Here is a 24,301-nt window from a genome sequence, read left to right on the forward strand (position 1 = left end):
CTCGTTTTTTTAATTTTTAGAGGAAACGTAACATCGCTACTGATAAGTCGTCGCATCGCATCAACGGTGAAATCACTGCGCCGGAAGTGCGTCTGGTCGGGATCGAGAACGAACCGCTCGGTATCGTAAAACTCGCTGATGCTTTCCGTAAATCGGAAGAACTGGATGTTGACCTGGTGGAAATCGCGCCGCAAGCGGTTCCCCCGGTTTGCCGTCTGATGGATTACGGCAAGTTCAAGTACCAGGAATCGAAGAAGCAGCACGAAGCGAAGCTGAAGCAGAAGGTCATCCAGGTCAAGGAAGTCAAGTTCCGCCCGGGTACCGATGACGGGGATTACAACGTCAAGCTCCGCAATCTCGTGCGCTTCCTCGAAGAAGGCGACAAGACGAAGATCACGTTGCGTTTCCGCGGTCGCGAAATGGCTCACCAGGAAATCGGTATGCGGATGCTTGAGCGTCTGCGCACGGATCTCGAGGAAGTCGGCCAGGTCGAGCAGATGCCGAAGATGGAAGGGCGCCAGATGATCATGGTGCTCTCGCCGAAGAAAAAGAAGTAACGGGCCCGCGCGCTTCGCGCGCAGGTTCGCAGTGGTTCGGCGCGTTGCCCGATCAGGGCGGCGCGCCAGCAATGACGGCGGCTGCGCAAGCGGTTCGCCGTACACAAGTGGACTGGGTTTCGAAGGGCGGGTCAAGGGCGCAAGCCAACCGCACACCCATCGCCATCTAATAAACTGGAGTTGTTCGTCATGCCTAAGATGAAGACCAAGAAGAGCGCTGCAAAGCGCTTCGTGGTGCGTCCGGGCGGTACCGTCAAGCGCGGTCAAGCCTTCAAGCGTCACATCCTGACCAAGAAAACCACGAAGAACAAGCGCCACCTGCGCGGCGCAACGGCAGTTCATGATTCCGATCTGAACTCCGTCCGCGCGATGCTGCCGTTCGCGTAACCCCTCAATCGATACTCTAAGGAGAGAAACATGCCTCGAGTCAAACGTGGGGTAACCGCACGGGCCCGCCACAAGAAGATCATCAACCTGGCCAAGGGTTATCGCGGTCGCCGCAATAACGTCTACCGCATCGCCAAGCAGGCGGTGATGCGCGCTGGTCAGTACGCATATCGCGATCGTCGCAACAAGAAGCGTGTGTTCCGCGCACTGTGGATTACGCGTATCAATGCGGCGGTTCGTCAGCACGACATGACCTACAGCGTGTTCATCAACGGCCTGAAGAAGGCGTCGATCGAACTCGACCGTAAGGTGCTGGCTGACATGGCGGTGTTCGACAAGGCTGCTTTTGCTGCGATCGTCAAGCAGGTGAAAGCCGCCGTTGCAGCCTAATTGCGAAATTAGCACTGCGTGGTTAGTTGCAGCGATGCTCCGGTAGTTTCGGCCGCTGCAGCGAAAACGGGGCTCTTCCGAGCCCCTTTTTTGTTTGGTGTGCGATTTCGCTCGCCAAGACCGAATGACGTTGGAAATGATGGGATCTATGGATCTGGACCAGATTGTCGCCGACGCGCAGCAGTCCTTCGAACAGGCTGCCGACATCACCACGCTCGAAAACGAGAAAGCACGATTTCTCGGCAAGTCGGGTGCGCTGACCGAGTTGCTGAAGGGCCTCGGCAAGCTCGATCCCGAAGCACGCAAGACCGAAGGCGCACGCATCAACGTCGCGAAGCAGCAGGTCGAAGCCGCGCTGACCGCACGCCGTCAGGCACTGGCCGACGCGCTGATGAACCAGCGCCTCGCCGCCGAGTCGATCGACGTGACGTTGCCGGGCCGCGGCGCCGGTGCAGGTAGCCTGCACCCCGTGATGCGCACGTGGGAGCGTGTCGAACAGATTTTCGGCTCGATCGGCTTCGATGTGGCAGACGGCCCCGAAATCGAGACCGACTGGTACAACTTCACATCGCTGAACAGCCCGGAGAACCATCCGGCGCGTTCGATGCAGGACACCTTCTACGTCGAAGGCAAGGATGCCGACGGCCGCCAGCTGCTGCTGCGCACGCACACGAGCCCGATGCAGGTGCGTTACGCGCGCATGAACCGTCCGCCGATCAAGGTGATCGCGCCGGGCCGCACGTATCGCGTCGACAGCGATGCGACCCACTCGCCGATGTTCAATCAGGTCGAGGGGCTGTGGATCGACGAAAACATCAGCTTCGCCGATCTCAAGGGCGTCTATACCGACTTCCTGAAAAAATTCTTCGAGCGCGACGACATCCTCGTGCGCTTCCGTCCGTCGTATTTCCCGTTCACGGAACCGTCGGCCGAGATCGACATGATGTTCGAGCAAGGCAAGAACGCCGGCAAGTGGCTCGAGATTTCCGGTTCGGGGCAGGTGCATCCGACCGTGATTCGCAACATGGGCCTCGATCCCGAGCGCTACATCGGCTTCGCGTTCGGCAGCGGCCTCGAGCGCCTGACGATGCTGCGCTACGGCGTCCAGGATCTCCGGCTGTTCTTCGAGAACGACCTGCGTTTCCTGCGCCAGTTCGCGTAACGCCGCGCGCCGCGCCGACCTGTGCCCGTGCACGCCCCGACGGACGATCCGACGGGGCCCGGGCGTCGATCTAACCTGTTTCGAACGTAGACATCCATGCAATTCCCTGAATCCTGGTTGAGAACCTTTGTCGACCCGCAGCTGACGACCGACGAACTGTCGCACGCGCTGACGATGGCGGGGCTCGAAGTCGAATCGCTGAGCAAGGCTGCGCCGCCGACGTCGAAGATCGTCGTCGGCCGCGTGATCGAAGTCGTCAAGCATCCGGATGCGGACAAGCTCAATGTCTGCCAGGTCGATGCCGGCACCGGCGCGACGCTGAATATCGTCTGCGGCGCACCGAACGTCGCCCCCGGCATCAAGGTGCCGGTCGCGCTGGTCGGCGCGGAACTGCCGCCGGCGGAAGAGGGTGGCAAGCCGTTCGCGATCAAGCTGTCGAAGCTGCGCGGCGTGGAGAGCCAGGGGATGCTGTGCTCAGCACGTGAACTGAAGCTGTCCGAGGATCACAGCGGCCTGCTGGTGCTGCCGGAAGATACGCCGGTCGGCCAGGACATCCGCGAGACGCTCAATCTCGACGACACGATCTTCGAAATCAAGCTGACGCCGAACAAGGCCGACTGCCTGTCCGTGTTCGGCATTGCGCGCGAGACGGCCGCGATCACCGGTGCGTCGCTGACACCGGTCGATATCCGCCCGGTGCGCGTCGAACTCGACGAAACGCTGCCGGTGCGCATTGCCGCCCCCGATCTGTGCGGTCGCTTCTCGGGTCGCGTGATCCGCGGCGTGAACGCGCGTGCGAAGACCCCGCAGTGGATGATCGAGCGCCTCGAGCGCTCCGGCCAGCGCAGCGTGTCGGCGCTCGTCGACATCTCGAACTACGTGATGTTCGAGCTCGGCCGCCCGTCGCACGTGTTCGATCTCGACAAGATCCACGGTGGCATCGAGGTGCGCTGGGGCAAGCGCGGCGAATCGCTGAAGCTGCTCAACGGCAACACGGTCGAACTCGACGAAACGGTCGGCGTCATTTCGGATGACCGCCAGGTCGAAAGCCTGGCCGGCATCATGGGCGGCGACAGCACGGCCGTCACGCTCGATACGACCAACATCTACCTGGAAGCCGCGTTCTGGTGGCCGGACAGCATCCGCGGCCGCGCGCGCAAGTACAACTTCTCGACCGATGCGGCCCATCGCTTCGAGCGCGGCGTCGATTACGCGACGACCGTCGAGCATGTCGAGCGCATCACGCAGCTGATCCTCGAGATCTGCGGCGGCAAGGCCGGCCCGGTCGACGATCAGTCCGTGAACCTGCCGCAGCGCGCGCCGGTGAAGATGCGCGTGTCGCGCGCGAACCGCATCATCGGCGTGCAGATCGGCGCCGACGAGATCGCCAGCATCTTCACGCGCCTCGGCCTGCCGTTCGAGCGTGAAGACGACGCGTTCCTCGTCACGCCGCCGTCGCATCGCTTCGACATCGAGATCGAGGAAGACCTGATCGAGGAGGTCGCGCGGATCTACGGCTTCGAGAAGATCCCGGCGCGTCCGCCGGTCGCGACGAGCGAAATGCGCGCGACCAACGAGACGCGGCGTTCGATCCACGATGTCCGTCACGCGCTCGCCGCGCGCGACTACGCGGAAACCGTCAACTTCAGCTTCGTCGATGCGGAGTGGGAGCAGGATTTCGCGGGCAACGACCAGCCGATCCGCCTGCTGAACCCGATCGCGAGCCAGCTCTCGGTGATGCGCACGACGCTGTTCGGCAGCCTGATTTCCGTGCTGCGCCACAACCTGAACCGCCGTGCAGATCGCGTGCGCGTGTTCGAGGCGGGCCGTGTGTTCCTCGCCGATGCGTCGGCGAAGGCCGGTGAGCTGACGGTCGAGGGCTACGTGCAGCCGAAGCGCGTCGGTGCGCTTGCCTATGGCCCGGTGCTCGACGAGCAGTGGGGCGTGGCGACCCGTGCGGTCGACTTCTTCGACGTGAAGGGCGATCTCGAGGCGCTGCTCGCGCCGGCAGCCGCACGCTTCGTGAAGGCGGAGCATCCGGCCCTCCATCCGGGGCGCAGCGCGCGAATCGAAGTCGACGGCCGTGCGGTTGGCTGGATCGGCGAGTTGCACCCGCGCCTGATGCAGAAGTACGAGCTGCCGCACGCTCCGGTGATGTTCGAAATCGACGCGGACGCGCTGATTGCGCGTGCGTTGCCCACGCCGACCGAGGTGTCGAAATTCCCGCCGGTTCGTCGCGATATCGCCGTTGTCGTCGATCAGGCGGTCGAGGTTCAGGCACTTTTCGACGAAATGAAGAAGGCGCTTGCCGAAGAGGCCTGCCGATTCGTTCAGAAGGTTGTACTCTTCGACGAATTTCGTGCAAAATCAAATACTTCCGGTGGCCTTGCCGCGCACGAGAAGAGCCTTGCCTTCCGCGTGACGCTGCAGGACGCGGCTGGCACGCTACAGGACGAGGTCGTCGATCAGGCGATCCAGGCGCTGGTCGAGCGGATGGCTCGCGCCGGTGCGCGCCTGCGCGGCTAAGGAGGAGGTCCGCCCGCTCGCGGGCGGCCTTTTCCGATCGTAAGTTTTGATTTAACGCGCTGTATGGCAGATATGAACGACATGACCTCGAGTGAATTCGAAGCCCTCCTGACGGCGCAACGCAGCGCCATGAACCGCGATGCTTCGGCGCCGGCGTCCACCGAGACGCCCACGCTGACGAAAGCGGAGCTGGCGGAGTTGCTGTTCGACAGCGTCGGGCTGAACAAGCGTGAAGCGAAGGACATGGTCGAGGCGTTTTTCGAGGTGATTCGCGACGCGCTCGAAAACGGCGAAAGCGTCAAGCTGTCGGGGTTCGGTAATTTCCAGCTGCGCGACAAGCCGCAGCGTCCGGGCCGCAATCCGAAGACGGGCGAGGCGATTCCGATCGCCGCCCGCCGGGTGGTAACCTTCCACGCGAGCCAGAAGCTGAAGGCGCTGGTCGAAAACGGCGCGGAGTAAGCCCCCGCGCGCTGACGTCCCCGCGCGGCCGCCGCGCACCCTTTACCGACGGTTAACCGACGATGACCACTACGGTTGAGAAAGTCGTCTTGCCTCCGATTCCCGCGAAGCGCTACTTCACGATCGGTGAAGTCAGCGAGCTGTGCGGGGTCAAGCCGCATGTGCTGCGTTATTGGGAACAGGAATTTACTCAACTGCGGCCGGTGAAGCGGCGTGGCAATCGTCGGTATTACCAGCACCATGAAGTGCTGCTGATCCGGCGGATTCGCGAGTTGTTGTACGAGCAGGGATTCACGATCAACGGCGCGCGCAACCGGCTCGATTCACCGGGCGGCGAGCGGGCCGCGCCGGCACCCGTCGAGTCGGAGGCCCAGGCCGCCGATGCGCGCACACCGGGCAAGCCGGGCGCAACCGTCGACGTAATTGCATTGCGGCAGGCGCTGCTCGACGTGATCGATGGACTGAAGCACGACTGAGTGCGAAACGCGAAGCATGAAATGAAAAGCCCGGTTGGCGACGCGCCACCGGGCTTTTTGCTGCGCGTCGCGCATGCACATCAACGCGATGCGAGCGGATTCTTTTGGCCCATGTCGACGACCAGCGTGCCGTCCGGCAGCATCCGCACGGAACCTTGCGCGACCTGGCTGCGATAGCCGTACAGGTCGAAACGCATCGGGCCTGCCTCGGCCGAATTCCTGATCAGCGCGCGCACGTTCAGTTCGAGCACGTTGAACATCTTCATGTCGCCGCCTTCCATCCACATGTAGCTCGGCGCATCGATCTGCGGCCGTTGCGGCGCAGGCGAGCCCGCCAGACGCCTGAACGTGAGGCGCAGCCCGTCGCGCTCGACCGTTGCCTGGCCGAGCTTGCCGTTCAGCACGGGGGGCGGGAACACGGTGTACTGGTCGAGCACGAGCGTGTCGCCGCGCAGTTCCGCGCCGCGACGCTGCAACGGCGTCAGCGAAGCGAGCTCGATGCCGAGCGAACGCAGCAGCTTCGCCTGCGGAATTCCGAGCACCGACACCTGGGATGGCTTGAACGCGAGATGCCGGTCGTCGAGCACGGACAGCGAGCCCTTCATGTCGGTCGGCAGCCAGACGCCGGGCACATGGTTCCACAGCTTGATGCCACCCTGGACACGCAGGTTCGTGCCGTCCGCGCTCAGCTGCAGGTCGTTGAGCGAGCGCGGCGAGTAGTCGAGCAGATAGTCGTTGAAGAGCGCGGACATCGCCTTCCACGACTCGACGACCGTGCCGCCGAGAATCCGGATGTCGTACTGGTTCGGGTCGTCGAGATCGACGGGTTCGCCGGGCCGCTTCGATACGAGTTCCACGTCGAGATCCTCGACGTGAAAGCCGATATCCCCGGACAGGTTGAAATCGACGTTGCGCAGATGGATCGTCGGGTTGCGGTTCGACACGTGCCGCTCGTTGAACGGCGTGGTCGACGTGCGCCGCATGGCGACCTTCTGCATGCCGGGGTGCGTGGCGTTCGCCGCGAGTGCGTAGGCTTCCCAGTGCTGGCGTATGTCACGCAGTGCAGTCTGCTGCGCGGCGAGGAAGCTGTCGTTCAGGCGCGCGGCCGCGTTGCCGAGCAGCGCGCCGCTGGCCGGCCCCGTGTATGAAGGCATCCGGATCGCCATCGCACCGCTTTCGTCGAAATTGAAGTAGCCGGCCGACACCTGGTCGCGATAGTGATACAGATCGAACACGAAAGTCTGGTCGCGCTTCGACGGATCGACCGGGCCGATCAGGATGTCCGCGTTCATCGGCATCGAGCGCATGAACTTCACGTCGCCGCCTCGAATGTACATGGCTTGCTGGGGCGCATTCGCAGGCATCGCGAAGCCGGCGTGCGTGCCGTCGTCGAGCTTCAGGTCGAGGCCGGCCGGTGTCACGCGCACCGCGGTGATCGTGAGTTTCAGGCGCGGCGGCGGCATCAGCTTGTCGACCGACATCACGAGATCGTCGCCGGCGAGTTGCGCGATCGGCGTCTGGACTTTCAGCAAGTCGGCCATTTTCACGTTGGCCGCGCGCATCACCGGCTGCGCGTTGATGCCCGAAACGCGCACCCCCGTCGGATGGAACACGAGCTGGCTGCCGTCGCGGATCGCGAGCGTGCCGGTCAGCGAGAACGGCACCCAGCCGTCGCGCTGCATCTCGCCTTGGAGGTGAATCACGCCGTCGCCGGCCGACACGGCGAGCTTGCGCAGCGGCGCGTTGCGGTAGCCGAAGATGTAGGTGTTGAAGAGCGCGGTCAGCTTCGCGTTGTCGAGCGTGACCGTGCCTTCATGCACGTCGATCTCGAAACTCGTCGGATCGTCGAACACGATCGGCGCGCCGGCCTGCGTCGGCACCAGCGTGGCGGACAACTGATGGATGAAGAAGCCGAGGTTGTTGACGATACGGAAATCGACGTCGCGCAGGAACGTCATCGCGCCGTTCTGGCCCGAGTCGCGCAGCGTGAACTGGCGCGGTTGCGTCAGGCTGATCGATGCGAGCGACGGCACGGTACGTGCGAGCTGCTGCTCGCGGGCGAGCCGCTCGGTTTTGGTGCGTTCGATCTTCGTCGACGCGACCGACGTGTTGCCGTCACGCTGCGCCGACGATTCCGCGCAACCGGTACAAAGCAGCGCAAGCGCCAGCATGCCGCAGCCGAACACGCGGGATGTTCCGGGCGAAATAGGCCGGGCCGCGCGTTGCGGGCCGGAAATCCAGTCGAAAATTGCCAAAGGCGAGCGATGGCCGCGCCGGACCGCATTCCGCATCGTCTGTCTCCATGTCTTGTCGTGATCGACGGCGGTGCGCGCCACTACACGGCGCGAGCGTCGATGCCGTGCAGTGTGGCATAGCACGCTAGAGCGGCGTTACCAAACAACGGGCGCCCGGGCAGAGTGGGCCAGCATGCTGCGGGACAACGGATTCGGGGTGGTCGGGCGCGCGGATCAAACGGTCGTTTGGTTCGCGCGGTCCGCCCCAGGCGGCTTTCGGTACGACCGGGAAAACCCGCCCAGGCCTTGGCTGGTGAGGGTTCCGCCGGATACGAGGTACCGCGGCCGCTGCGATCGAAGCGCAGATGCGATCCGGCCCCGTCGAAGCGGCCCGCGGGTGGATCAGACCAGCATGTGCTGCCGGATGGCGTTCAGCGTTGCCTGGTCGAGTTGCAGGCCGTTCGCGATATACGACGCCATCGAGCCGTACGACGCGGTGACCTGATCGAATGCCGCCTGCAGATAGTCGGCGTGCGCGCCCTGCAGCGCGGTCATCATGTCTGCCGCATTTTGCCCGCCGGCTTTTTGTGCCTGGGCGATCGAGGCGGAGATTTCCGACGCGCTGTAGGCGTTGGTCAACAGGTAGTCGGCGAGTATCGTCTGCCCGGAGATGCCGAGGATCGTGTGCAGAATGGCGGTGGCCCAGCCGGTGCGGTCCTTGCCGGCCGTGCAGTGGAACACCAGGTTTTCGCCGGAGGCAGCGAAGCCGGTGAAGAGTGCACGATAGCTGGCATGCGCGGAGTCGGACGTGACGAACGCACGATACATGCTCGACATGAACGCTGTCGCGGTGGCGCCGGTCGTCGGGATCGGGGTGATGCTGGCGGCTCCGAGCACGTTGAGGTTTTGCCATGTGGCACCGGCCAGCGGCTCATCCGGTTGCGTCTTGATCTCGGCGGGCGTGCGCAGGTCGCAGACTTGCCTGATGTCGAGCGTGCCGACGGTGGCGATGTCGGCGGCGGACAACGCGAGCGCGGATGACCGATAGATCACGCCTTTCTTCATCTTCGCGCCGCTCATCGTTACATAGCCGGTTCCGTCCGGCCCGGCCGTGTCGCGAAAATTCGAAGCGGAACCCAGCCGCGGCGTCGCGACCGGCGCGACCGAAATCGAGTCGCCTCCGCATGCCGACAGAAATGACGCGCTCCCGAGCGCCGCACCTATCGTGCCGGCACCCAGCCGGAGAAAATGTCGACGGGAAATTTCGTTTTTCTGATGCATTCAATGTCCTTTGTCGAAGAAGGTTGCAAGCGGTCGCGACCGCGGTGGTGACCGCCGCGGCCTCGTGTCTCGCACGCGACGCGGCAAAGCCGGGGCGGGCCGGATCGATCGGCATGCAGTCGGACGGATCGCCCGCGCGCATCGGTCTCGCACCGGGTAAGCGCACGGTAGCGATTTGCGGCGAACCGGCCATCGTCCTTTTCGATTAGGGCGGAATGCGGGATACCGATAGCGGATGTGCGTCGTCGACGGGTAGGATCGGTGGCAGTGGCGAGGTAAGATCGGCGACAGTGGCTGTATCGACCAAAGCACAAGTAGCCATCACGGGGAAGCGTCATGGATCTCAAGGAAGTCGACGTACTGGGTGCGGGCGTGGGCGATCACTGGTACTACGCGTCGAAGGCGAGTGCGATCCGCCGGTTCCTGGGTGCATCGGGCGCGAACCGGATACTTGATGTCGGTGCAGGCTCCGGCTTCTTCTCGAAGCACTTGCTCGAGCGTACGCAGGCGTCGGAGGCGTGGTGTGTCGATACGAGCTACGCCGACGATACCGACGCGGAGGCGGCCGGCAAGCCTATCCACTTTCGGCGCTCCGTCGAACGATTCGATGCCGATCTCGTGTTGCTGATGGACGTGCTCGAGCATGTCGACGACGACGTCGGTTTACTCGCACGTTATGTGGCGGGCGCGCCTTCCGGAAGCCGGTTCCTGATCACGGTTCCCGCGTTCCAGTTCCTCTGGAGCGGCCATGACGATTTTCTCGAGCACAAGCGCCGATATACGCTCGGCAGTCTCGAGGACGTGGTGCGCCGCGCGGGGCTCGACGTCGAGCACGGCGCCTATTATTTCGGCCTCACGTTTCCGCTTGCGGCAGCGCTGCGGCTGGGGGAGCGGGCGCGTCGGCATCCGCGCGAGCCGGCGTCGCAATTGCGCCGTCACCATCCGTTCGTCAACGGCTTGCTCAAGACGATCTGCCGGATCGAGTTGCCAATGTTTCGCTTCAATCGCGTCGCCGGCCTGACGGTCATCTGTATCGCGCGCAAGCTTTGAATGCGATGCGCGGGGGCCGTGCGGCCGGTGCGAAGGTCGCCATGTCATGCGCGTCGTTGGCTGCATCGGAGGCGTTACGCCAAAAAATTTCGCAAGAACATTCACAAAATGCGTGTGACCCGTTCTAAATCGGAAAACTGTCTGTTATAATTTTTTTCTTTCGGGGCGTAGCGCAGCCTGGTAGCGTACCTGCATGGGGTGCAGGTGGTCGGAGGTTCAAATCCTCTCGCCCCGACCAGACAAGAACCCGCGTCAGCTTGGGCTGACGCGGGTTTTTTCTTGCCGGTCGCTTTTTTGCACATCGCGGCGCGGCCCCGGTAAAATGCAAGGTTGATCCACGGAAAGCGCCGTGATTTAGCGGAAGAGGATTCCCCGAACATGACTGATCTTCGTCTTACCATGCGGTTCGCTGCAGTGCTCGCCACCGGCGCGCTCGTCGCCGGTTGCGGTACGTCGTCGCCCACGAAAGTGGACTACAAGAGCGATTCGAAATCGAAGGAAGCGTCGCTCGCAGTGCCGCCCAACATGCTCGACGAGACGGCCGATCAGCGTTCGCTGCCGCCCCAGGGCGGCGCGACTTCCCTGTCCGCGCTTCAGCAGGTCCAGCAGGCGGCGCCTGCGCTGGACACCGTTGCTCCGGCCGTAGCCGGCATGCATATCCAGCGCGACGGCACCGAGAGCTGGCTCGTGATCGACGGCAAGCAGCCGGCCGACGTCTGGACGCAGGTCCGCCGCTTCTGGCAGGAGCAGGGTTTCCTGCTCGTCGTCGACCAGCGCGACAAGGGCGTGATGGAAACCGACTGGAACGAAACCCATCCGCAGATCAACGACGGCCTGATCCGCAGCGTGATCTCGAAGGCGATGGGCAACTCGTACGTGACGGCTGAGCGCAACAAGTACCGTACGCGTCTCGATGCGGCGCCGAATGGCGGCACCTACGTGTTCATCAGCCAGAAGGGGATGCGCGAAGCGATCACGGGCGCGAACAACGATTCGAGCAAGTGGGAACCGAAGCCGAACGATCCGGCGCTCGAGACCGAATACCTGAAGCGGTTGATGGCCGTGCTCGCACAGAACGAGCAGCGCGCGAAGAACGGCGAGCCGCCGATCGCGAACATCAAGGACAACACGATTCCGAAGGACAAGAAGGCGGACACCGACGCGTCGTCGAAGGCGGCTGCCGCGATTGCCGCGCAAAACGTCTCGCGCACGTCGGCGCAAGGCAACGATGCGGCCGACGCGGCCGTGCCGTCGGAAGTCACGCTTGGCGAGCCGTACGACCGGTCGTGGTTGCACGTCGGTCTCGCGCTCGATCGTGCGAACTTCACGGTCGACGATCGCGATCGCACGAAGGGCCTGTATTTCGTGCGTTATGTCGATCCGAAGGATCTGACTTCGGCCGAGCAGGGCTTCTGGAGCCAGCTGTTCCACGGCAAGAAGGAAAAGCAGGCGAAGCAGTACCGTGTCAACGTGAAGGCACTTACGGCCGACCAGACGCGCGTGGCGGTCGTTGACGATTCGGGTGCGATCGATACATCGTCGCCGGCTCGCCAGATCATGGGGTTGCTCGTGAATCAGCTCCGCTGATTTCCGCGGTTTCTCCGCACCAATGAAAAGCCCGCCACATGGCGGGCTTTTTCATGGCCGCTCGCCGGTGCGCACATGAGAGGGGTGTTCAGTCCCTTCTCGTGACGTTACGTAACATCCGCGCGTTACGGCGGCAGAACACGTGCCGTATTGTCGTCTGCAAAAATTTTGTCCTTATAAATCAATGAGGTGGTTCGTATGTGATGGCTGGCACGCAACCTGCTTTATATGTTGGAATCGTTGAAACAGGGAGGATGGCGTCAGATACCGGGGGTGCGCTGCGAGCGCCCGATCAACGGTATCGACGTCTTCGAATGCCGATGCGACAAGTGTCGGCGCAACTGATGATGATCCGCGCCAGCGTGCGGATCCCGATGGCCCCGTCGCCTATCCTCGTAGGGCGACGGTTTCGCCCGCGCTTCTTTGAAGCGCGGGCTATTTTTTTGGCCGTCGTGCGGGGCCGTGCCGGCGCAGCCGATACACGATTCGCGTATTCTCGGACTTTTCGAGATGAGGGGGACGGAATGGCGGAAATTGCAGTCGTGGCGCTGATCGTGGCGAAGCCGGGCGCCGAGGAGAAGTTGCGCGTCCAGCTCGAAGGGATCGTCGAGCCGACCCGCAACGAAGCAGGCGCGCTGCAGTACGACCTGCATCGGGATCTGAAGGAGCCCGCGCGGTTCGTATTCGTCGAGCGTTGGGAAAGCGAGGAGGCGCTTGCTGCCCATGCGCGTTCCGCGCACATTCTTGCTTATCGCGAAGCGGCCGCGGACTGGATCGAGCGTTCCGAAATCCGCGTGCTGTCGAAGCTCGTCTGAGCCGGGTGGGGCGACCGGACGTGTCCGGTCGCGGGGTGCGTCAGTGCGACGTGTTGGGGACGTCGAGGATCAGGATGATCGTCCAGTCGGCGTCGCCGTCGTGATGATACTGGCGCTCGGCGACGATGAACGGTTGCTGTTTGCCTTGCGGGCCGAGGAAGAGCACGTCGCCCTCCATCGGCAGGCACTCGATCGGCGGCAGCGCGAGGAATGCGTCGGCCGAGCCGCGGGGCATCAGTTGCTTGATCTGGCGAGTGGCGGCTTCGGTCCACTCGATGTCGAGTTGAATGTTGCTCATGCTGTCCTCCGCACCGGGGTGCGCACGGGTGGAAAAATTCGGTGCGCGACTTTAGCACAGCGCACGCGCGCCGCAATCAAAAAAGCCGAACCCGGTTGCCCGGATTCGGCTTTTTCTTGTGCGGTACCGCCGAACTTACTGGCTGGCAGCGTCTGCGGCCTTGGCAGCCTTCTTGCCGGCCTTCTTCGCGGCAGCCTTGTGGTGAGCAGCCTTCTTGCCGTGGTGATGCTCTTCCTGCATCGCCGGCTGTGCGGCTTCGGCCGCTTGCTGCTGCTGCAGCGCCTGTGCGCGCTGCTCGATCTCGGAGATCTTGGCCGGATCGGTAATCGTCTTGATTTCCGTGCTCTCTTGCGCATACGCTGCGCCAGTCAGCGCCGACATCGCTACCAGGATAGCCAGGGACGTCTTCTTCATTGCTTTACCTCCGCTAAGTGGTGATGAACCCGAGTGTTGCCGTTTTGTCTGGCGACTGCAATCGAGTGCGTGTCGAGTGTAACAAAAGTGACGGATCAATGTGCATCGGATCGAGGCGGGACGCAAGGCCCCGTTGAAGTCGCGCAACACTTCGCACACTTCGTCACGCGCCTGCCATCGTCGCCGCCGCATTCATTCCCGCTCGGGTTTCCCGCAGCCGTCAGTCAGAACCACCCGAGCCATCGATAGACGTGGAACTGCGCGATGCCGACCAGTTCATGCAGCGCCTGTTCGGCGTTGGCCAAGTTGCGCCAGCGCGGCAGCCAGCCGGTTTGCGCGCGCCGGCGATTCGCATAAACGGGCTGCGGGTCGATCCCGAAGTGGCGGAAATCGAGCAATGCGCGGCGCATCTGATATGACGAAGTGACGAGAATGCGCGCGTCGTCATGCTGTGAGCGTAGTATAGGCGCAGTGAATTTCGCGTTTTCGTAGGTTGTGCGGCTATCTGGTTCCAGAACGAGGTCCGCGGGAGCAATGCCTTCCGCGACGAGCTGGCGCCCGTAGACGGCCGCTTCGGTTTCTCCGTGATGCTGCGGGTCGCCGCCCGACATCACCACGGTGCAGTGTGCGGCCTGCTGCCGGCACGCGTGGTAGAGCGCCGCGACCTTGTGGATGCGGGCGGCTCCGTCAGGCGGGGGCTGCAGCCCGGCGTCGGTGCGCCGTGTCCCGGCGCCGATGAGAATCAGTGTGGTCCGCCCATGCATGTCCGGGTGCTCGACAGGTACGACTCCCGCCTCGGTCCACGCGATCAGCGGCGCGGTGAGCCAGCCTGTCGCGAGCAGCCAGAACAGCGCAGCGGCGGCCATCGAGATGATTTGCCGCCGCTTGCGGCAGAGCATGAAACAGATGAAGAGAAGTACAAATGAATCGAACAGAATCAATTTGATTGGGGTATGGTGTCTTTTTATGGACGGCTGACGATCCAGCCCTGACGCGACGCCGAACGTCGGCCTCCAGAATCGGTGGCGGTATCGGTGGGTGGAGACCCCGCCCGGCGCGCCGCTTCGCATTGTCGCTGCACTTTAAGAAAGAATCGAGATGGCCACGTATTCCAACGAAGCGGTGCTCGACGCATTGAGACGAGTGCAGTACCGCCAGGTACCGTGGGCGCGCCGCCCGGGCGTGTTCGAGTATCTCCGTTCGCTTGGGCTGATGGACACGGTCAGGCAGAAAACCGTTGCCCCCGCGCCGGGCTTTCACGCACCGGTCGACATTGCCGTGCTGACCGAAAGCGGCCGAGCCGAGTTCTCGCGCCTCGAGCGCGACGAGAAATTACTTTCCTGGACCGATCGCCGCATGGCTGACTACGCATTGAGCGAAGCGAGTGCCGTGGCGATTCTCGAAAGCCGCCTGTAGCGGCCGATCATTTCTCCGCACGCATCGCCGAGCGGCAGGTGATGCAAAAAAAAGCCCGTATCGCGAGGATACGGGCGTACCGGATACTTTTGCTGTTGCCACGCTGTGCTCATGGCAACGTTGTGACTCGCTGCATGCGGCGCAGTTCCCGGCAGCGGGCATTTTCTTTGGTGAAATCCTGAAATTGGCAGGACTACGGATGACGCGGTACGTCCGACGGCTGCGCGCCGATGCGCGCTCGCGCATTGCTGGCGATGTCGCCGCGCAGGTCGCCGCGCGGCACGGTCTGCCGGCCGGACGCGTTGGCGGAGGGTGGCTGGCGGAGCGTGTTCCGGTGATCCTGCTGGCGATGGGGCGGCTTCGCGCGATCGTCGGCGCGGGCTGGAGCGGACAACGCCAGGGAAATGACAATGCCGCATGCAACGAGCAGTGACATTGGTTTCATGGCGGGGCTCCCCTCAAGCCACGCGGCTTGTTGATATGTCGCTAAGGTAAGCGCGGGAGTGCAGGCTTGCTGTAAATATTGGTAAATAGATGTATCGCGCCACGACAACGGTAATCGACGGCACCGCAGGCGTCGCGAACAGATCGAGTTGCGGAAAGAAACCGGGCGGCCGAAGCCGCCCGATCGAGCATTCGTTACGCCATCTTGACGGGCGCGCGCCAGGATTCCGGATTGGTCCAGAAGGCGCCGCGCAGCCGGTCGCGGCTCGGCGGGGCGGGCGGCTTCGCAGCACTCGCGCCGATGCGCCCGCGCAGGGAGATCTGCCGGCCGCTCGTGCCGAGTCGCTTCACGATTTCGGCGAGCGTGCCGTCTGCCTGCCATTCGTCGAAGCGGCGGCGGCAAGTCGGCGGCGACGGATAGCGGCCTGGCAGCTTCGACCAGCCTTCGCCCGTCGACAGCACCCACAGCACGGCGTTCACCACCGAGCGGGCTTCCACGCGGGGGCGGCCGCGCCGCTCACTCCGTGCGGGTTCCGAGCAAAACAGACCTTCGACCAGCGCCCACTCGTTATCTCTCAAATCGTCGAACAGCATCATGTCCTCACCTCAGCGAAGCTAACTCCGGTGCGCTGCCCTGCGCCGCGCACTCTTCAAGCACTCGATCGTCGAGTGCCGGGTGGGGGCGTCCGGTTGGCCGGCAGCGGCGTTTCTGCTCTTCCGTCCGACGAAACCTGCGCCCTGTGCGCCAGGTGATGCACGAAGCGTGCCATGTCGGAGGTAATTCCCTCGAGAGCCGCTTGGCAGCGAGCTAACGGCTAAGTCAGCTAGGGGCGTATAAGACGCCAAAATAACCCGCCAGCAAATCGGGACAATCACCAATCTTGTGCAGTTCGCCCGCACCGCGTGCGTTCGCGTAGGTATTGCACCGCAGCGAAACATGGGGGCAGATGCCTGATTCGCACGTCGACGCCGGATTCGCGCATTAAAATCGTGCATCGATATCGACGATTGATGAGGTCAGGAAATGAACGTCACGCTGCGCCAGCTTCGCGTCTTCATCGAGGTAGCGCGGCTCAGTAGCTTCAGTCGCGCGGGCGACGAAATCGGGCTCACGCAGTCCGCGGTCAGCCGCTGCGTGCGCGAGCTCGAGGCCGAGCTCGGGTTGAAGCTGATCGACCGCACGACGCGCGACGTGCAGCTGACCGATGTCGGCGCGAACCTGATCGCGAGTGTGTCTCGACTGCTCGACGATCTCGACGACACGCTGCGCGAGATTCGCGAAATCGGCGAGCAGCGCCGGGGTCGCGTGATCGTCGCGGCCAGCCCGACGATCGCATGCCGGCTGATGCCGCGCGTGGTTGCGTCGTGCGAGCGCCAGTTCCCGTTCGTGACGCTGGGCTTGCGCGACGACGTGCAGAGCGATGTGTTGCGCAAGGTGAAGTCGAGCGAGGTCGATTTCGGCGTGGTGATCGGGCCGCTTACGGTTGGCGATCTCGTCTGCGAACCGCTGATGACCGATTCGTTCTGCCTTGTCGCGCGCGCCGACCATCCGCTCGCGGCGCGCACCGAGGTGCCCTGGACGGCGCTGGACGGCGAGCGCCTCGTGCTCCTCGATCATGCGTCGGGAAGCCGGCCGCTGATCGATGCCGCGCTGGCCACCCATCGTGTCAACGCGACGGTCATGCAGGAGCTCGGGCATTCGGCGACCGTGTTCGGCCTCGTCGAGGCCGGCGTCGGTGTGAGTGTGCAGCCGTGGCTCTCGCTGCCGCTGCCAGCCGGCTCGACGCTCGTCGCGCGGCCGCTCACGCCGCGCACCGAACGCACGGTCGAGCTGGTGCGCCGCCGCGACAGGTCGTTGTCGCCTGCCGCTCAGGCGATCTGGGAGCTTGTGCGGCAGATGCCGGCGAGGGCGGAGGACCTCGACTGACGCGCACCGACGTGCGTCGGTGCGGCTTGGGGCCGGTACACTACGCGGATCGTGTTCCTCGATGGTGGTGCTCGATGGCGCATTCTGCAGGTTCTCTTTCGGTGTCTGGCGCGCTGGCGGCGCGCGATGTGGTGCACGCGTTGCGTCCGTCGCTGATCCGGGAAGTGGCAAACGCCGGCTTCGGCGTGCCGGACATGCTGCCGTTCTGGTTCGGCGAATCCGATCGCGTGACGCCGGACTTCATCCGCGACGCCGCGGCGGCGGCGCTGCGCGACGGCGAAACCTTCTACACGCACAACCTCGGTACCGCGCCGTTGCGCGACGCGATCGCGGCCTACGTCAGCGCCCGTCACGGTGCGACGGCGGCCGACACCGTGGCCGTGACGAGTTCTGGCGTGAGTGCGCTGATGCTGGCCGCGCAGTTGCTGGTCGGTCCGGGCGAGCGCGTCGTCGCGGTCACGCCACTGTGGCCGAATCTCGTCGAGATTCCGAAGATTCTTGGGGCGCGGGTCGAATGCGTACCGCTCGGCTATGGCGAGGCAGGCTGGCAGCTCGAGATCGGGCGGCTGCTTGCGGCGCTGACACCCGATACGCGGATGCTGCTGATCAACTCGCCGAACAATCCGACCGGCTGGACGATGTCGCGTGACGACCAGCGGGCCGTACTCGCCCATTGCCGCCGCCACGGCATCTGGCTGGTTGCCGACGAGGTGTACGAGCGGCTCGCGTTCGGCGCGGACCGCGCGCCGTCGTTCCTCGACATCGCGTCGCGCGAAGAGCGGGTCGTTGTCGTGAATTCGTTTTCGAAAGCGTGGGCGATGACGGGCTGGCGCCTGGGATGGCTCATCGCGCCGGCAGCGGTGATGGGCGACCTGTCGAAGCTCGTCGAATACAACACGTCGTGCGCGCCGGGTTTCGTGCAGGCTGCGGGTGAGGTCGCACTGCGCGATGGCGAGCCGTTCGTGCTGTCGTTCGTCGCGGCGCTGCGTGACGCGCGCGATCACCTGGTTGCCGCGCTGCGCACGCTGCCGGGCGTTGAGGTGCCGCCGCCACCGGGCGCGATGTACCTGTTCCTGCGCCTGCCGGGCGCGGCCGACAGCCTGGCGTTCTGCAAGACGCTGGTGCGTGAAGCAGGGCTCGGCCTTGCGCCCGGGCGTGCATTCGGCCCGGAAGGCGAAGGGTTCGTGCGCTGGTGCTACGCATGCGATCCGGCACGACTCGACGCGGGCGTCGAGCGGCTGCGCAGCTTCCTCGCGCGCGGAGCGGCCACACGCTGAAGCGGGGCCGGAGCGGATTCGGCGCGCTGGCGGCAGCCGGTTCGGCTCATCTTTACGCACCGGGCAATTTTGCGTAATATGGCGCTCAGTCACGCGGTTCCGTCGTTGAGCCGTGCTGTTCCGTCCGGTTTGGGCCTGACCTGAAGTTGGTTCGCCGCCCCCGGTTCGTGCTCCCATCAATATGACCGATCAGAATCGGGCGAGCGCGTCTTCCGTTCCTTTCGTCTGTTTGTTGATCCGGTTCGTTTGACCACAGGGTCTGGCCTAGCTGCATGAATACCCAAGAGGCGAAGATCGTCCTCGAGACTGCTTTGATCTGTGCGCAGGAACCGCTGAAGCTCGGCGATTTGCGCAAGCTCTTTGCCGACGGCGTGTCGGCTGACACGGTCCGCACGTTGCTCGAAGATCTGAAACAGGATTGGTCCGGCCGCGGCGTCGAACTGGTGGCGCTGGCGACCGGATGGCGCTTCCAGAGCAAGCCGGCGATGCGTCACTATCTGGATCGCCTGCATCCCGAGAAGCCGCCGAAATATTCGCGCGCGGTGCTCGAGACGCTCGCGATCATCGCGTACCGGCAACCCGTCACGCGCGGCGACATCGAAGAGATTCGCGGTGTCACGGTCAATACGCAGGTGGTCAAGCAACTCGAGGATCGCGGCTGGATCGAAGTGATCGGTCATCGTGACGTGCCGGGGCGCCCGGCGCTGTATGCGACGACCAAGCAGTTTCTCGACGACCTCGGCCTGAAGGCGCTCGATGATCTGCCGGCGCTCGAAGAGCCGGCCGCGAACATCGAGGCTGCGCTGCTGGCGCAGCAGGCGATGGATTTCGACGGAGACATGTCGATTGCCGACGACGCAGCGGGCGACGCGCCGCAGGCGGACGAGGCATTCGCCGGCCAGCCGGCGGGATTGCCGGGCGATTCCGCGGTGGACGTCGTGCCGACGCAGGAAATCGCGAGCCGCGATACGCTCGAAGCTGATCGCGGGCAAGCGGAACAACTGGAACAGGCTGGCGCCGAAGTAGTGCCGGCCGGTGTGCAGCCCGAGCCGCTGCGCGCGGATTGGAGCGAGGAAGATCGCAAGCCGGCCGCCGAAGCGGTTGCCGGAGACGGAACGGAAGCGGCCGGCGACATGCCCGGCGAGGCTGGTCAGGCCGACGCCTCCCGTTCCCGTCCCGCGGACGGCGAGATGCTGGACGACACGTCCGACAGTCTCGCCGATGCCGTACGAAGCGCCAGTGCACCCATCGGTGTCGACGCGCTGCCGGACGACGAAGCAGAACCCGAACAGCGTCGCGCCTGAACGCGGCCAACTTCTTGCCGCGCCCGCGCCGGGCGCGAGACCTGACATTTTGAGGTTGTTTTGACAGATATCCACGATATTGAATCGTCCGCGCCTGCCGTGCAGGCAGCGCGTGCCGACGATGCACCGGAGCAGGGCGCTCCGGCCGAGGGTGGCGACGAGCGTCCCCGCCGCGGTCTGCGGCGAGGCCCGCGCAGCCTGATCGCGCGACGTCGCGCGGCGGCCAAGTCGAAGGGCGCCGAAGGCGAGCCGCAGGGTGGCGAAGACGCTGACGCTCAGCCGGCCGAGGCCGCCGCCGACGCGCAGCAGCAGGCGCGTGCGCCGCGCAAGGAAGGCGCGGCCAAGGGCGGTCGCAAGCCGGCCGGCAAGCGCGAAAGCGCGGCCAAGGCCCAGGGCGGCCAGGGCCGTCGCGGCGGCGCATCGAAGGCTGAAGGTGGTGCGGCGAAGACGGAAGGCGATGCGTCCCAGGACGAACTGTTTGCCTACGTGACGTCGCCGGCATTCGACGCCGACAATTCCGCGGGCGGTAGCGGCGTGCGTGCGCCGATGCTGCGTCGTGGCCGCAACCAGCCGGCGAACAAGCGCGTGCTGTCGCCGGACGACGACGCGCCGAAGCTTCACAAGGTGCTGGCGGAAGCGGGCATGGGCTCGCGCCGTGAGATGGAAGAGCTGATCGTCGCCGGCCGCGTGTCGGTGAACGGCGAGCCTGCACACATCGGCCAGCGCATCATGCCGACCGACCAGGTGCGGATCAACGGCAAGCCGGTCAAGCGCAAGCTGCCGAACAAGCCGCCGCGGGTGCTGCTGTACCACAAGCCGACGGGCGAGATCGTCAGTCACGCGGATCCGGAAGGCCGTCCGTCGGTATTCGACCGACTGCCGCCGATGAAGACGGCGAAGTGGCTCGCGGTCGGCCGCCTCGACTTCAATACCGAAGGTCTGCTGATGCTGACGACTTCGGGCGACCTCGCAAACCGCTTCATGCATCCGCGCTACAGCGTCGAGCGCGAATACGCGGTGCGCGTCGTCGGCGAACTGGCCGAAGGCATGCGTCAGAAGCTGCTGCATGGTGTCGAGCTCGATGACGGCCCCGCAAACTTCCTGCGCATCCGCGACGGCGGCGGCGAGGGTACGAACCACTGGTATCACGTCGCGCTGGCCGAAGGCCGCAACCGCGAAGTGCGCCGGATGTTCGAGGCGGTCGGCCTGATGGTGAGCCGCCTGATCCGTACGCGTCACGGTCCGATTCCGCTGCCGCGCGGTCTGAAGCGCGGCCGCTGGGAGGAGCTCGACGACACGCAGGTGCGCAAGCTGATGGCGACCGTTGGTCTGAAGGCGCCGTCCGAGGAGAAGGGCAACCGCGGCGGTGCCGGCCAGGCCGAGCGTCGCCAGCCTGATCCGATGCAGACATCGATGGGCTTCATCAGCCGCGAGCCGGTGCTGACGGCTCACGGGCAGCTGGATCAGCCGCGTCGCGGCGGCGGTCGGCGCGGCGGGCCGGGTTTGCCGGGCCTGAGCGGCTACGGCAGCCTGCCGGTTGCGCCGTCGGGTTACGGCAATCGTGCCGGCGGCGGCCGCGATGGCAACCGTGCGGGCGGTGGTCGCGACGGCAATCGAGCGGGTGGCGGCCGTGATGTCGACGGCAACCGTGCGTCGTACGGCGCAGGCCCCAAGCGCGAAGGCGCGGGCGCCAAGCGCGGCGGCAGCAAGGGTGGCGGCAATCGCAATCCGAACGGCAATCGGGCTGATGGCGCCGGCAACGGCGGCGGTCCGCGCGGCGGCGGCCAGCGTCAGCAGCGCAGTCGTACGCGCAGCCGCTAAACACATGTTGGCGCACGGCGGTGCAAAGCCGCCGGCGTGCCGGCCCGATCGGCATCCCGCCGATTTTGCCGGCACGGCGTATTGCGCCGATCACTTTCGACTGTATATATATTGCGTGCCGCTGCGTCGCAGCCGGCATGACCGATCTCCGGCCTGGCAGGATGGTGCTGGCTGATCGGATAACCCGATTTCGCATTTTTGGGTCGGTAAAGGCGGGCGACACGCTGCTTTTACCGGCTGGCTTGGCGTTTGCGCCAAAAATCGCTATAATCGCGGAGTCGCTGGGCGTACGGATTCAATGTGCGGCTCAGGTGCGACCACCAGTAAGAAGATGGGCGTTCCGCCCATTTTTTTTTGCTGAAACGGTTAGGCATCTCGGGTAGCGCTTCCTGCGCCGGCTAAGGCGCGCGCCCGCGGGTGAATTCGCGAGCGGCGGGCGCGAACACCTGAGAGGACACTGTGCAACTGACGGAACTGATAGAAACCACGGTCACCGGGCTCGGTTACGAGCTGGTGGATCTCGAGCGCACTGGGCGCGGCATGCTTTGCATCTATATCGATCAGCCTGCCGGCATCTCGCTCGAAGATTGCGAAAAGGTCACGCGTCAGCTCCAGCACGTCTTGACGGTCGAAAACATCGATTACGAACGGCTCGAAGTCTCGTCCCCGGGGCTCGACCGCCCGTTGAAGAAGCTGGCCGACTTCGAGCGCTTCGCCGGCAGCGAAGTTTCCGTGACCTTGAAAAAGCCGCTGGACGGGCGCAAGACGTACCGGGGCATTCTGCACGCGCCGAATGGCGAAACGATCGGTTTGGAATTTGAGAGGAAGAAGGGCGAGGCGGCCATGCTGGATTTCACGCTGGCCGATATCGACAAAGCCCGCCTGATTCCGCAAGTTGACTTTAGGAGCCGCAAATAATGAGTCGCGAAGTGTTGATGCTGGTGGATGCGCTGGCGCGCGAGAAAAACGTCGACAAGGATGTGGTGCTGGGCGCCCTCGAGGCCGCGCTCGCATCTGCTTCCAAGAAGCTGTTCGACGAAGGCGCCGAAATCCGCGTCCATATCGATCGCGAAAGCGGCGAGCACGAAACCTTCCGTCGCTGGCTCGTCGTGCCCGACGAGGCAGGCTTGCAGGAGCCGGATCGCGAGATCCTGCTGTTCGAAGCGCGTGAGCAGAAGCCCGACGTCGAAGTCGGCGAGTATGTCGAGGAACCCGTTCCGTCGATCGAGTTCGGTCGCATCGGCGCGCAGGCCGCGAAGCAGGTGATCCTGCAGAAGGTGCGCGACGCCGAGCGCGAGCAGATCCTGAACGATTACCTCGAACGTGGCGAAAAGATCATGACGGGTACGGTGAAGCGCCTCGACAAGGGCAACTTCATCGTCGAATCGGGCCGTGTCGAGGCGCTGCTGCGCCGCGATCAGCTGATCCCGAAGGAAAACCTGCGCGTGGGCGACCGCGTGCGTGCGTACATCGCGAAGGTCGACCGCACCGCGCGCGGCCCGCAGATCGAACTGTCGCGTACGGCGCCCGAGTTCCTGATGAAGCTGTTCGAGATGGAAGTGCCGGAAATCGAGCAGGGCCTGCTCGAGATCAAGGCGGCTGCCCGCGACCCGGGCGTGCGCGCGAAGATCGGCGTCATCGCGTACGACAAGCGGATCGACCCGATCGGCACCTGCGTCGGTATCCGCGGTTCCCGAGTGCAGGCCGTGCGCAACGAGCTCGGTGGCGAAAACATCGACATCGTGCTATGGTCGGAGGATCCCGCCCAGTTCGTGATCGGCGCGCTCGCGCCGGCAGCTGTCCAGTCGATTGTCGTCGATGAAGAAAAGCACTCGATGGACGTCGTCGTCGACGAGAACGAGCTGGCTGTCGCGATCGGCCGCAGCGGTCAGAACGTTCGTCTTGCTGGCGAACTGACCGGCTGGCAGATCAACATCATGACGCCGGACGAATCCGCCCTGAAGCAGGGTGAAGAACGCGACCGGCTGCGTGCGCTGTTCATGGCGCGTCTCGACGTCGACGAAGAAGTTGCCGACATCCTGATCGACGAAGGCTTCACGAGTCTGGAAGAGATCGCGTACGTGCCGCTCAACGAAATGCTCGAAATCGAGGCGTTCGACGAGGACACCGTGCACGAACTGCGCAACCGCGCACGCGACGCGCTGTTGACGATGGCGATCGCGAACGAAGAAAAGGTCGAGAACGCAGCGCTGGATCTCAAGAGCCTCGACGGCATTACGCCGGAGCTGCTCGCGAAGCTGGCCGAACACGGCGTGCAGACGCGCGACGATCTCGCCGAGCTGGCTGTGGATGAACTGGTCGACATGACCGGGATGGAAGAGGATGCCGCTAAGGCGTTGATCATGAAAGCACGTGAACACTGGTTCCAGTGAGAAATGACCATGGCGCACTGATTTGATGGCGGCCGTATGGCCTGACCCGATGCTAACCGCAAGGAATCGGTCCTTGCACTAAG

23 protein-coding genes, 1 tRNA gene and 1 pseudogene are annotated in these 24,301 nt (G+C 64.3%); 18 read left to right on the forward strand and 7 right to left on the reverse strand.

What is annotated here, in order from left to right; genetic code table 11:
* Positions 1–32 precede the first annotated feature (32 nt).
* The 7 genes from infC to ABY44_RS29825 all read left to right on the forward strand — a co-directional run bounded on the left by infC (position 33) and on the right by ABY44_RS29825 (position 5,957).
* Positions 33–557, forward strand: a complete 525-nt coding sequence (infC, locus tag ABY44_RS29795) for a translation initiation factor IF-3 (RefSeq protein ID WP_071734130.1) — start codon at positions 33–35, stop codon at positions 555–557.
* A 189-nt stretch (positions 558–746) separates the two neighbouring features.
* Positions 747–944 carry a 50S ribosomal protein L35 gene (gene rpmI, locus ABY44_RS29800; RefSeq protein WP_004191477.1) on the forward strand — a complete coding sequence of 66 codons (198 nt, stop codon included), beginning with the start codon at positions 747–749 and terminating at the stop codon, positions 942–944.
* A 30-nt stretch (positions 945–974) separates the two neighbouring features.
* Positions 975–1,334, forward strand: coding sequence for a 50S ribosomal protein L20 (gene rplT, locus ABY44_RS29805; RefSeq protein WP_004192938.1), 360 nt, complete (start codon positions 975–977; stop codon positions 1,332–1,334).
* 148 nt (positions 1,335–1,482) lie between these two features.
* Positions 1,483–2,496, forward strand: a complete 1,014-nt coding sequence (pheS, locus tag ABY44_RS29810; RefSeq protein WP_060171785.1) for a phenylalanine--tRNA ligase subunit alpha — start codon at positions 1,483–1,485, stop codon at positions 2,494–2,496.
* A gap of 96 nt (positions 2,497–2,592) precedes the next feature.
* The gene (gene pheT, locus ABY44_RS29815; RefSeq protein ID WP_060171782.1) at positions 2,593–5,022 is read left to right on the forward strand and encodes a phenylalanine--tRNA ligase subunit beta; all 2,430 of its coding nucleotides are present in this window, start codon (positions 2,593–2,595) and stop codon (positions 5,020–5,022) included.
* 72 nt (positions 5,023–5,094) lie between these two features.
* On the forward strand, positions 5,095–5,481 hold the full coding sequence (locus ABY44_RS29820; protein ID WP_006486093.1) for an integration host factor subunit alpha: 387 nt from the start codon (positions 5,095–5,097) through the stop codon (positions 5,479–5,481).
* Between the two features lie 62 nt (positions 5,482–5,543).
* Positions 5,544–5,957, forward strand: coding sequence for a MerR family transcriptional regulator (locus ABY44_RS29825; protein WP_059649255.1), 414 nt, complete (start codon positions 5,544–5,546; stop codon positions 5,955–5,957).
* An 80-nt stretch (positions 5,958–6,037) separates the two neighbouring features.
* Here ABY44_RS29825 and ABY44_RS29830 read toward each other — a convergent pair whose 3' ends face one another.
* Together ABY44_RS29830 and ABY44_RS29835 are read right to left on the reverse strand one after the other, a co-directional pair.
* The gene (locus tag ABY44_RS29830; RefSeq protein WP_060171780.1) at positions 6,038–8,248 is read right to left on the reverse strand and encodes a hypothetical protein; all 2,211 of its coding nucleotides are present in this window, start codon (positions 8,246–8,248) and stop codon (positions 6,038–6,040) included.
* A 345-nt stretch (positions 8,249–8,593) separates the two neighbouring features.
* Positions 8,594–9,454: a tyrosine-protein phosphatase gene (locus ABY44_RS29835; RefSeq protein ID WP_431642986.1), complete on the reverse strand. Its 861-nt coding sequence runs from the start codon at positions 9,452–9,454 to the stop codon at positions 8,594–8,596.
* 354 nt (positions 9,455–9,808) lie between these two features.
* Between ABY44_RS29835 and ABY44_RS29840 the strand changes: the two genes are divergently transcribed.
* The 4 genes from ABY44_RS29840 to ABY44_RS29855 all read left to right on the forward strand — a co-directional run bounded on the left by ABY44_RS29840 (position 9,809) and on the right by ABY44_RS29855 (position 12,924).
* Entirely contained in the window at positions 9,809–10,522 is a 714-nt protein-coding gene (locus ABY44_RS29840) for a class I SAM-dependent methyltransferase (protein WP_027787698.1), read from the forward strand.
* 161 nt (positions 10,523–10,683) lie between these two features.
* Positions 10,684–10,760: transfer RNA gene (locus tag ABY44_RS29845), tRNA-Pro, on the forward strand.
* Between the two features lie 140 nt (positions 10,761–10,900).
* A complete protein-coding gene (gene bamC, locus ABY44_RS29850; RefSeq protein WP_059700059.1) occupies positions 10,901–12,109 on the forward strand; it encodes an outer membrane protein assembly factor BamC in 1,209 nt (402 codons plus the stop codon).
* 524 nt (positions 12,110–12,633) lie between these two features.
* Positions 12,634–12,924, forward strand: coding sequence for a putative quinol monooxygenase (locus tag ABY44_RS29855; protein WP_027787696.1), 291 nt, complete (start codon positions 12,634–12,636; stop codon positions 12,922–12,924).
* A 40-nt stretch (positions 12,925–12,964) separates the two neighbouring features.
* Here ABY44_RS29855 and ABY44_RS29860 read toward each other — a convergent pair whose 3' ends face one another.
* From ABY44_RS29860 to ABY44_RS29870, 3 genes are all read right to left on the reverse strand, one after another.
* Complete coding sequence (locus ABY44_RS29860; protein WP_021162409.1) at positions 12,965–13,222, reverse strand: hypothetical protein; 258 nt, start codon at positions 13,220–13,222, stop codon at positions 12,965–12,967.
* A gap of 135 nt (positions 13,223–13,357) precedes the next feature.
* Complete coding sequence (locus ABY44_RS29865; RefSeq protein WP_011351789.1) at positions 13,358–13,636, reverse strand: hypothetical protein; 279 nt, start codon at positions 13,634–13,636, stop codon at positions 13,358–13,360.
* A 224-nt stretch (positions 13,637–13,860) separates the two neighbouring features.
* The gene (locus ABY44_RS29870; RefSeq protein ID WP_060172040.1) at positions 13,861–14,577 is read right to left on the reverse strand and encodes a YdcF family protein; all 717 of its coding nucleotides are present in this window, start codon (positions 14,575–14,577) and stop codon (positions 13,861–13,863) included.
* 157 nt (positions 14,578–14,734) lie between these two features.
* Between ABY44_RS29870 and ABY44_RS29875 the strand changes: the two genes are divergently transcribed.
* Positions 14,735–15,052: a hypothetical protein gene (locus ABY44_RS29875; RefSeq protein WP_011351791.1), complete on the forward strand. Its 318-nt coding sequence runs from the start codon at positions 14,735–14,737 to the stop codon at positions 15,050–15,052.
* A gap of 193 nt (positions 15,053–15,245) precedes the next feature.
* On the opposite strand, the gene ABY44_RS29880 is transcribed toward ABY44_RS29875, so the two are convergent.
* Together ABY44_RS29880 and ABY44_RS29885 are read right to left on the reverse strand one after the other, a co-directional pair.
* A complete protein-coding gene (locus ABY44_RS29880; protein ID WP_060172042.1) occupies positions 15,246–15,497 on the reverse strand; it encodes a hypothetical protein in 252 nt (83 codons plus the stop codon).
* A 197-nt stretch (positions 15,498–15,694) separates the two neighbouring features.
* Positions 15,695–16,090: pseudogene (locus ABY44_RS29885) on the reverse strand (transposase); the annotation flags it as partial.
* A 430-nt stretch (positions 16,091–16,520) separates the two neighbouring features.
* On the opposite strand from ABY44_RS29885, the gene ABY44_RS29890 reads away from it, so the two are divergent.
* From ABY44_RS29890 to nusA, 6 genes are all read left to right on the forward strand, one after another.
* Positions 16,521–17,423, forward strand: coding sequence for a LysR family transcriptional regulator (locus ABY44_RS29890; RefSeq protein ID WP_060172044.1), 903 nt, complete (start codon positions 16,521–16,523; stop codon positions 17,421–17,423).
* 74 nt (positions 17,424–17,497) lie between these two features.
* A complete protein-coding gene (locus ABY44_RS29895) occupies positions 17,498–18,700 on the forward strand; it encodes a pyridoxal phosphate-dependent aminotransferase (protein ID WP_060172046.1) in 1,203 nt (400 codons plus the stop codon).
* 272 nt (positions 18,701–18,972) lie between these two features.
* Positions 18,973–20,004: an SMC-Scp complex subunit ScpB gene (gene scpB, locus ABY44_RS29900; RefSeq protein ID WP_059700070.1), complete on the forward strand. Its 1,032-nt coding sequence runs from the start codon at positions 18,973–18,975 to the stop codon at positions 20,002–20,004.
* Between the two features lie 60 nt (positions 20,005–20,064).
* Positions 20,065–21,825, forward strand: a complete 1,761-nt coding sequence (gene rluB, locus ABY44_RS29905; RefSeq protein WP_060172048.1) for a 23S rRNA pseudouridine(2605) synthase RluB — start codon at positions 20,065–20,067, stop codon at positions 21,823–21,825.
* Positions 21,826–22,284: 459 nt separating this feature from the next.
* Positions 22,285–22,743, forward strand: coding sequence for a ribosome maturation factor RimP (gene rimP / locus ABY44_RS29910; protein ID WP_014897219.1), 459 nt, complete (start codon positions 22,285–22,287; stop codon positions 22,741–22,743).
* Positions 22,743–24,218, forward strand: a complete 1,476-nt coding sequence (nusA, locus tag ABY44_RS29915) for a transcription termination factor NusA (RefSeq protein WP_006476166.1) — start codon at positions 22,743–22,745, stop codon at positions 24,216–24,218. Before rimP ends, nusA begins: the two co-directional genes overlap by 1 nt.
* Positions 24,219–24,301 lie beyond the last annotated feature (83 nt).

The organism is Burkholderia sp. ZZQ-2, from assembly GCF_050768715.1.
Taxonomy (GTDB): Bacteria; Pseudomonadota; Gammaproteobacteria; order Burkholderiales; family Burkholderiaceae; genus Burkholderia; species Burkholderia cepacia.

Excerpts from the sequence above, each read along its gene's own strand:
- ABY44_RS29855 (WP_027787696.1), top strand. The coding sequence starts at position 12,634 with ATGGCGGAAATTGCAGTCGTGGCGCTGATCGTGGCGAAGCCGGGCGCC.
- pheT (WP_060171782.1), top strand. The coding sequence starts at position 2,593 with ATGCAATTCCCTGAATCCTGGTTGAGAACCTTTGTCGACCCGCAGCTG.
- rplT (WP_004192938.1), top strand. The coding sequence starts at position 975 with ATGCCTCGAGTCAAACGTGGGGTAACCGCACGGGCCCGCCACAAGAAG.
- ABY44_RS29875 (WP_011351791.1), top strand. The coding sequence starts at position 14,735 with ATGGCCACGTATTCCAACGAAGCGGTGCTCGACGCATTGAGACGAGTG.
- ABY44_RS29860 (WP_021162409.1), bottom strand. The coding sequence starts at position 13,222 with ATGAGCAACATTCAACTCGACATCGAGTGGACCGAAGCCGCCACTCGC.
- ABY44_RS29865 (WP_011351789.1), bottom strand. The coding sequence starts at position 13,636 with ATGAAGAAGACGTCCCTGGCTATCCTGGTAGCGATGTCGGCGCTGACT.
- ABY44_RS29895 (WP_060172046.1), top strand. The coding sequence starts at position 17,498 with ATGGCGCATTCTGCAGGTTCTCTTTCGGTGTCTGGCGCGCTGGCGGCG.
- scpB (WP_059700070.1), top strand. The coding sequence starts at position 18,973 with ATGAATACCCAAGAGGCGAAGATCGTCCTCGAGACTGCTTTGATCTGT.
- pheS (WP_060171785.1), top strand. The coding sequence starts at position 1,483 with ATGGATCTGGACCAGATTGTCGCCGACGCGCAGCAGTCCTTCGAACAG.
- bamC (WP_059700059.1), top strand. The coding sequence starts at position 10,901 with ATGACTGATCTTCGTCTTACCATGCGGTTCGCTGCAGTGCTCGCCACC.
- nusA (WP_006476166.1), top strand. The coding sequence starts at position 22,743 with ATGAGTCGCGAAGTGTTGATGCTGGTGGATGCGCTGGCGCGCGAGAAA.
- ABY44_RS29840 (WP_027787698.1), top strand. The coding sequence starts at position 9,809 with ATGGATCTCAAGGAAGTCGACGTACTGGGTGCGGGCGTGGGCGATCAC.
- rpmI (WP_004191477.1), top strand. The coding sequence starts at position 747 with ATGCCTAAGATGAAGACCAAGAAGAGCGCTGCAAAGCGCTTCGTGGTG.
- ABY44_RS29820 (WP_006486093.1), top strand. The coding sequence starts at position 5,095 with ATGAACGACATGACCTCGAGTGAATTCGAAGCCCTCCTGACGGCGCAA.
- ABY44_RS29880 (WP_060172042.1), bottom strand. The coding sequence starts at position 15,497 with ATGAAACCAATGTCACTGCTCGTTGCATGCGGCATTGTCATTTCCCTG.
- ABY44_RS29830 (WP_060171780.1), bottom strand. The coding sequence starts at position 8,248 with ATGCGGAATGCGGTCCGGCGCGGCCATCGCTCGCCTTTGGCAATTTTC.
- ABY44_RS29890 (WP_060172044.1), top strand. The coding sequence starts at position 16,521 with ATGAACGTCACGCTGCGCCAGCTTCGCGTCTTCATCGAGGTAGCGCGG.
- ABY44_RS29825 (WP_059649255.1), top strand. The coding sequence starts at position 5,544 with ATGACCACTACGGTTGAGAAAGTCGTCTTGCCTCCGATTCCCGCGAAG.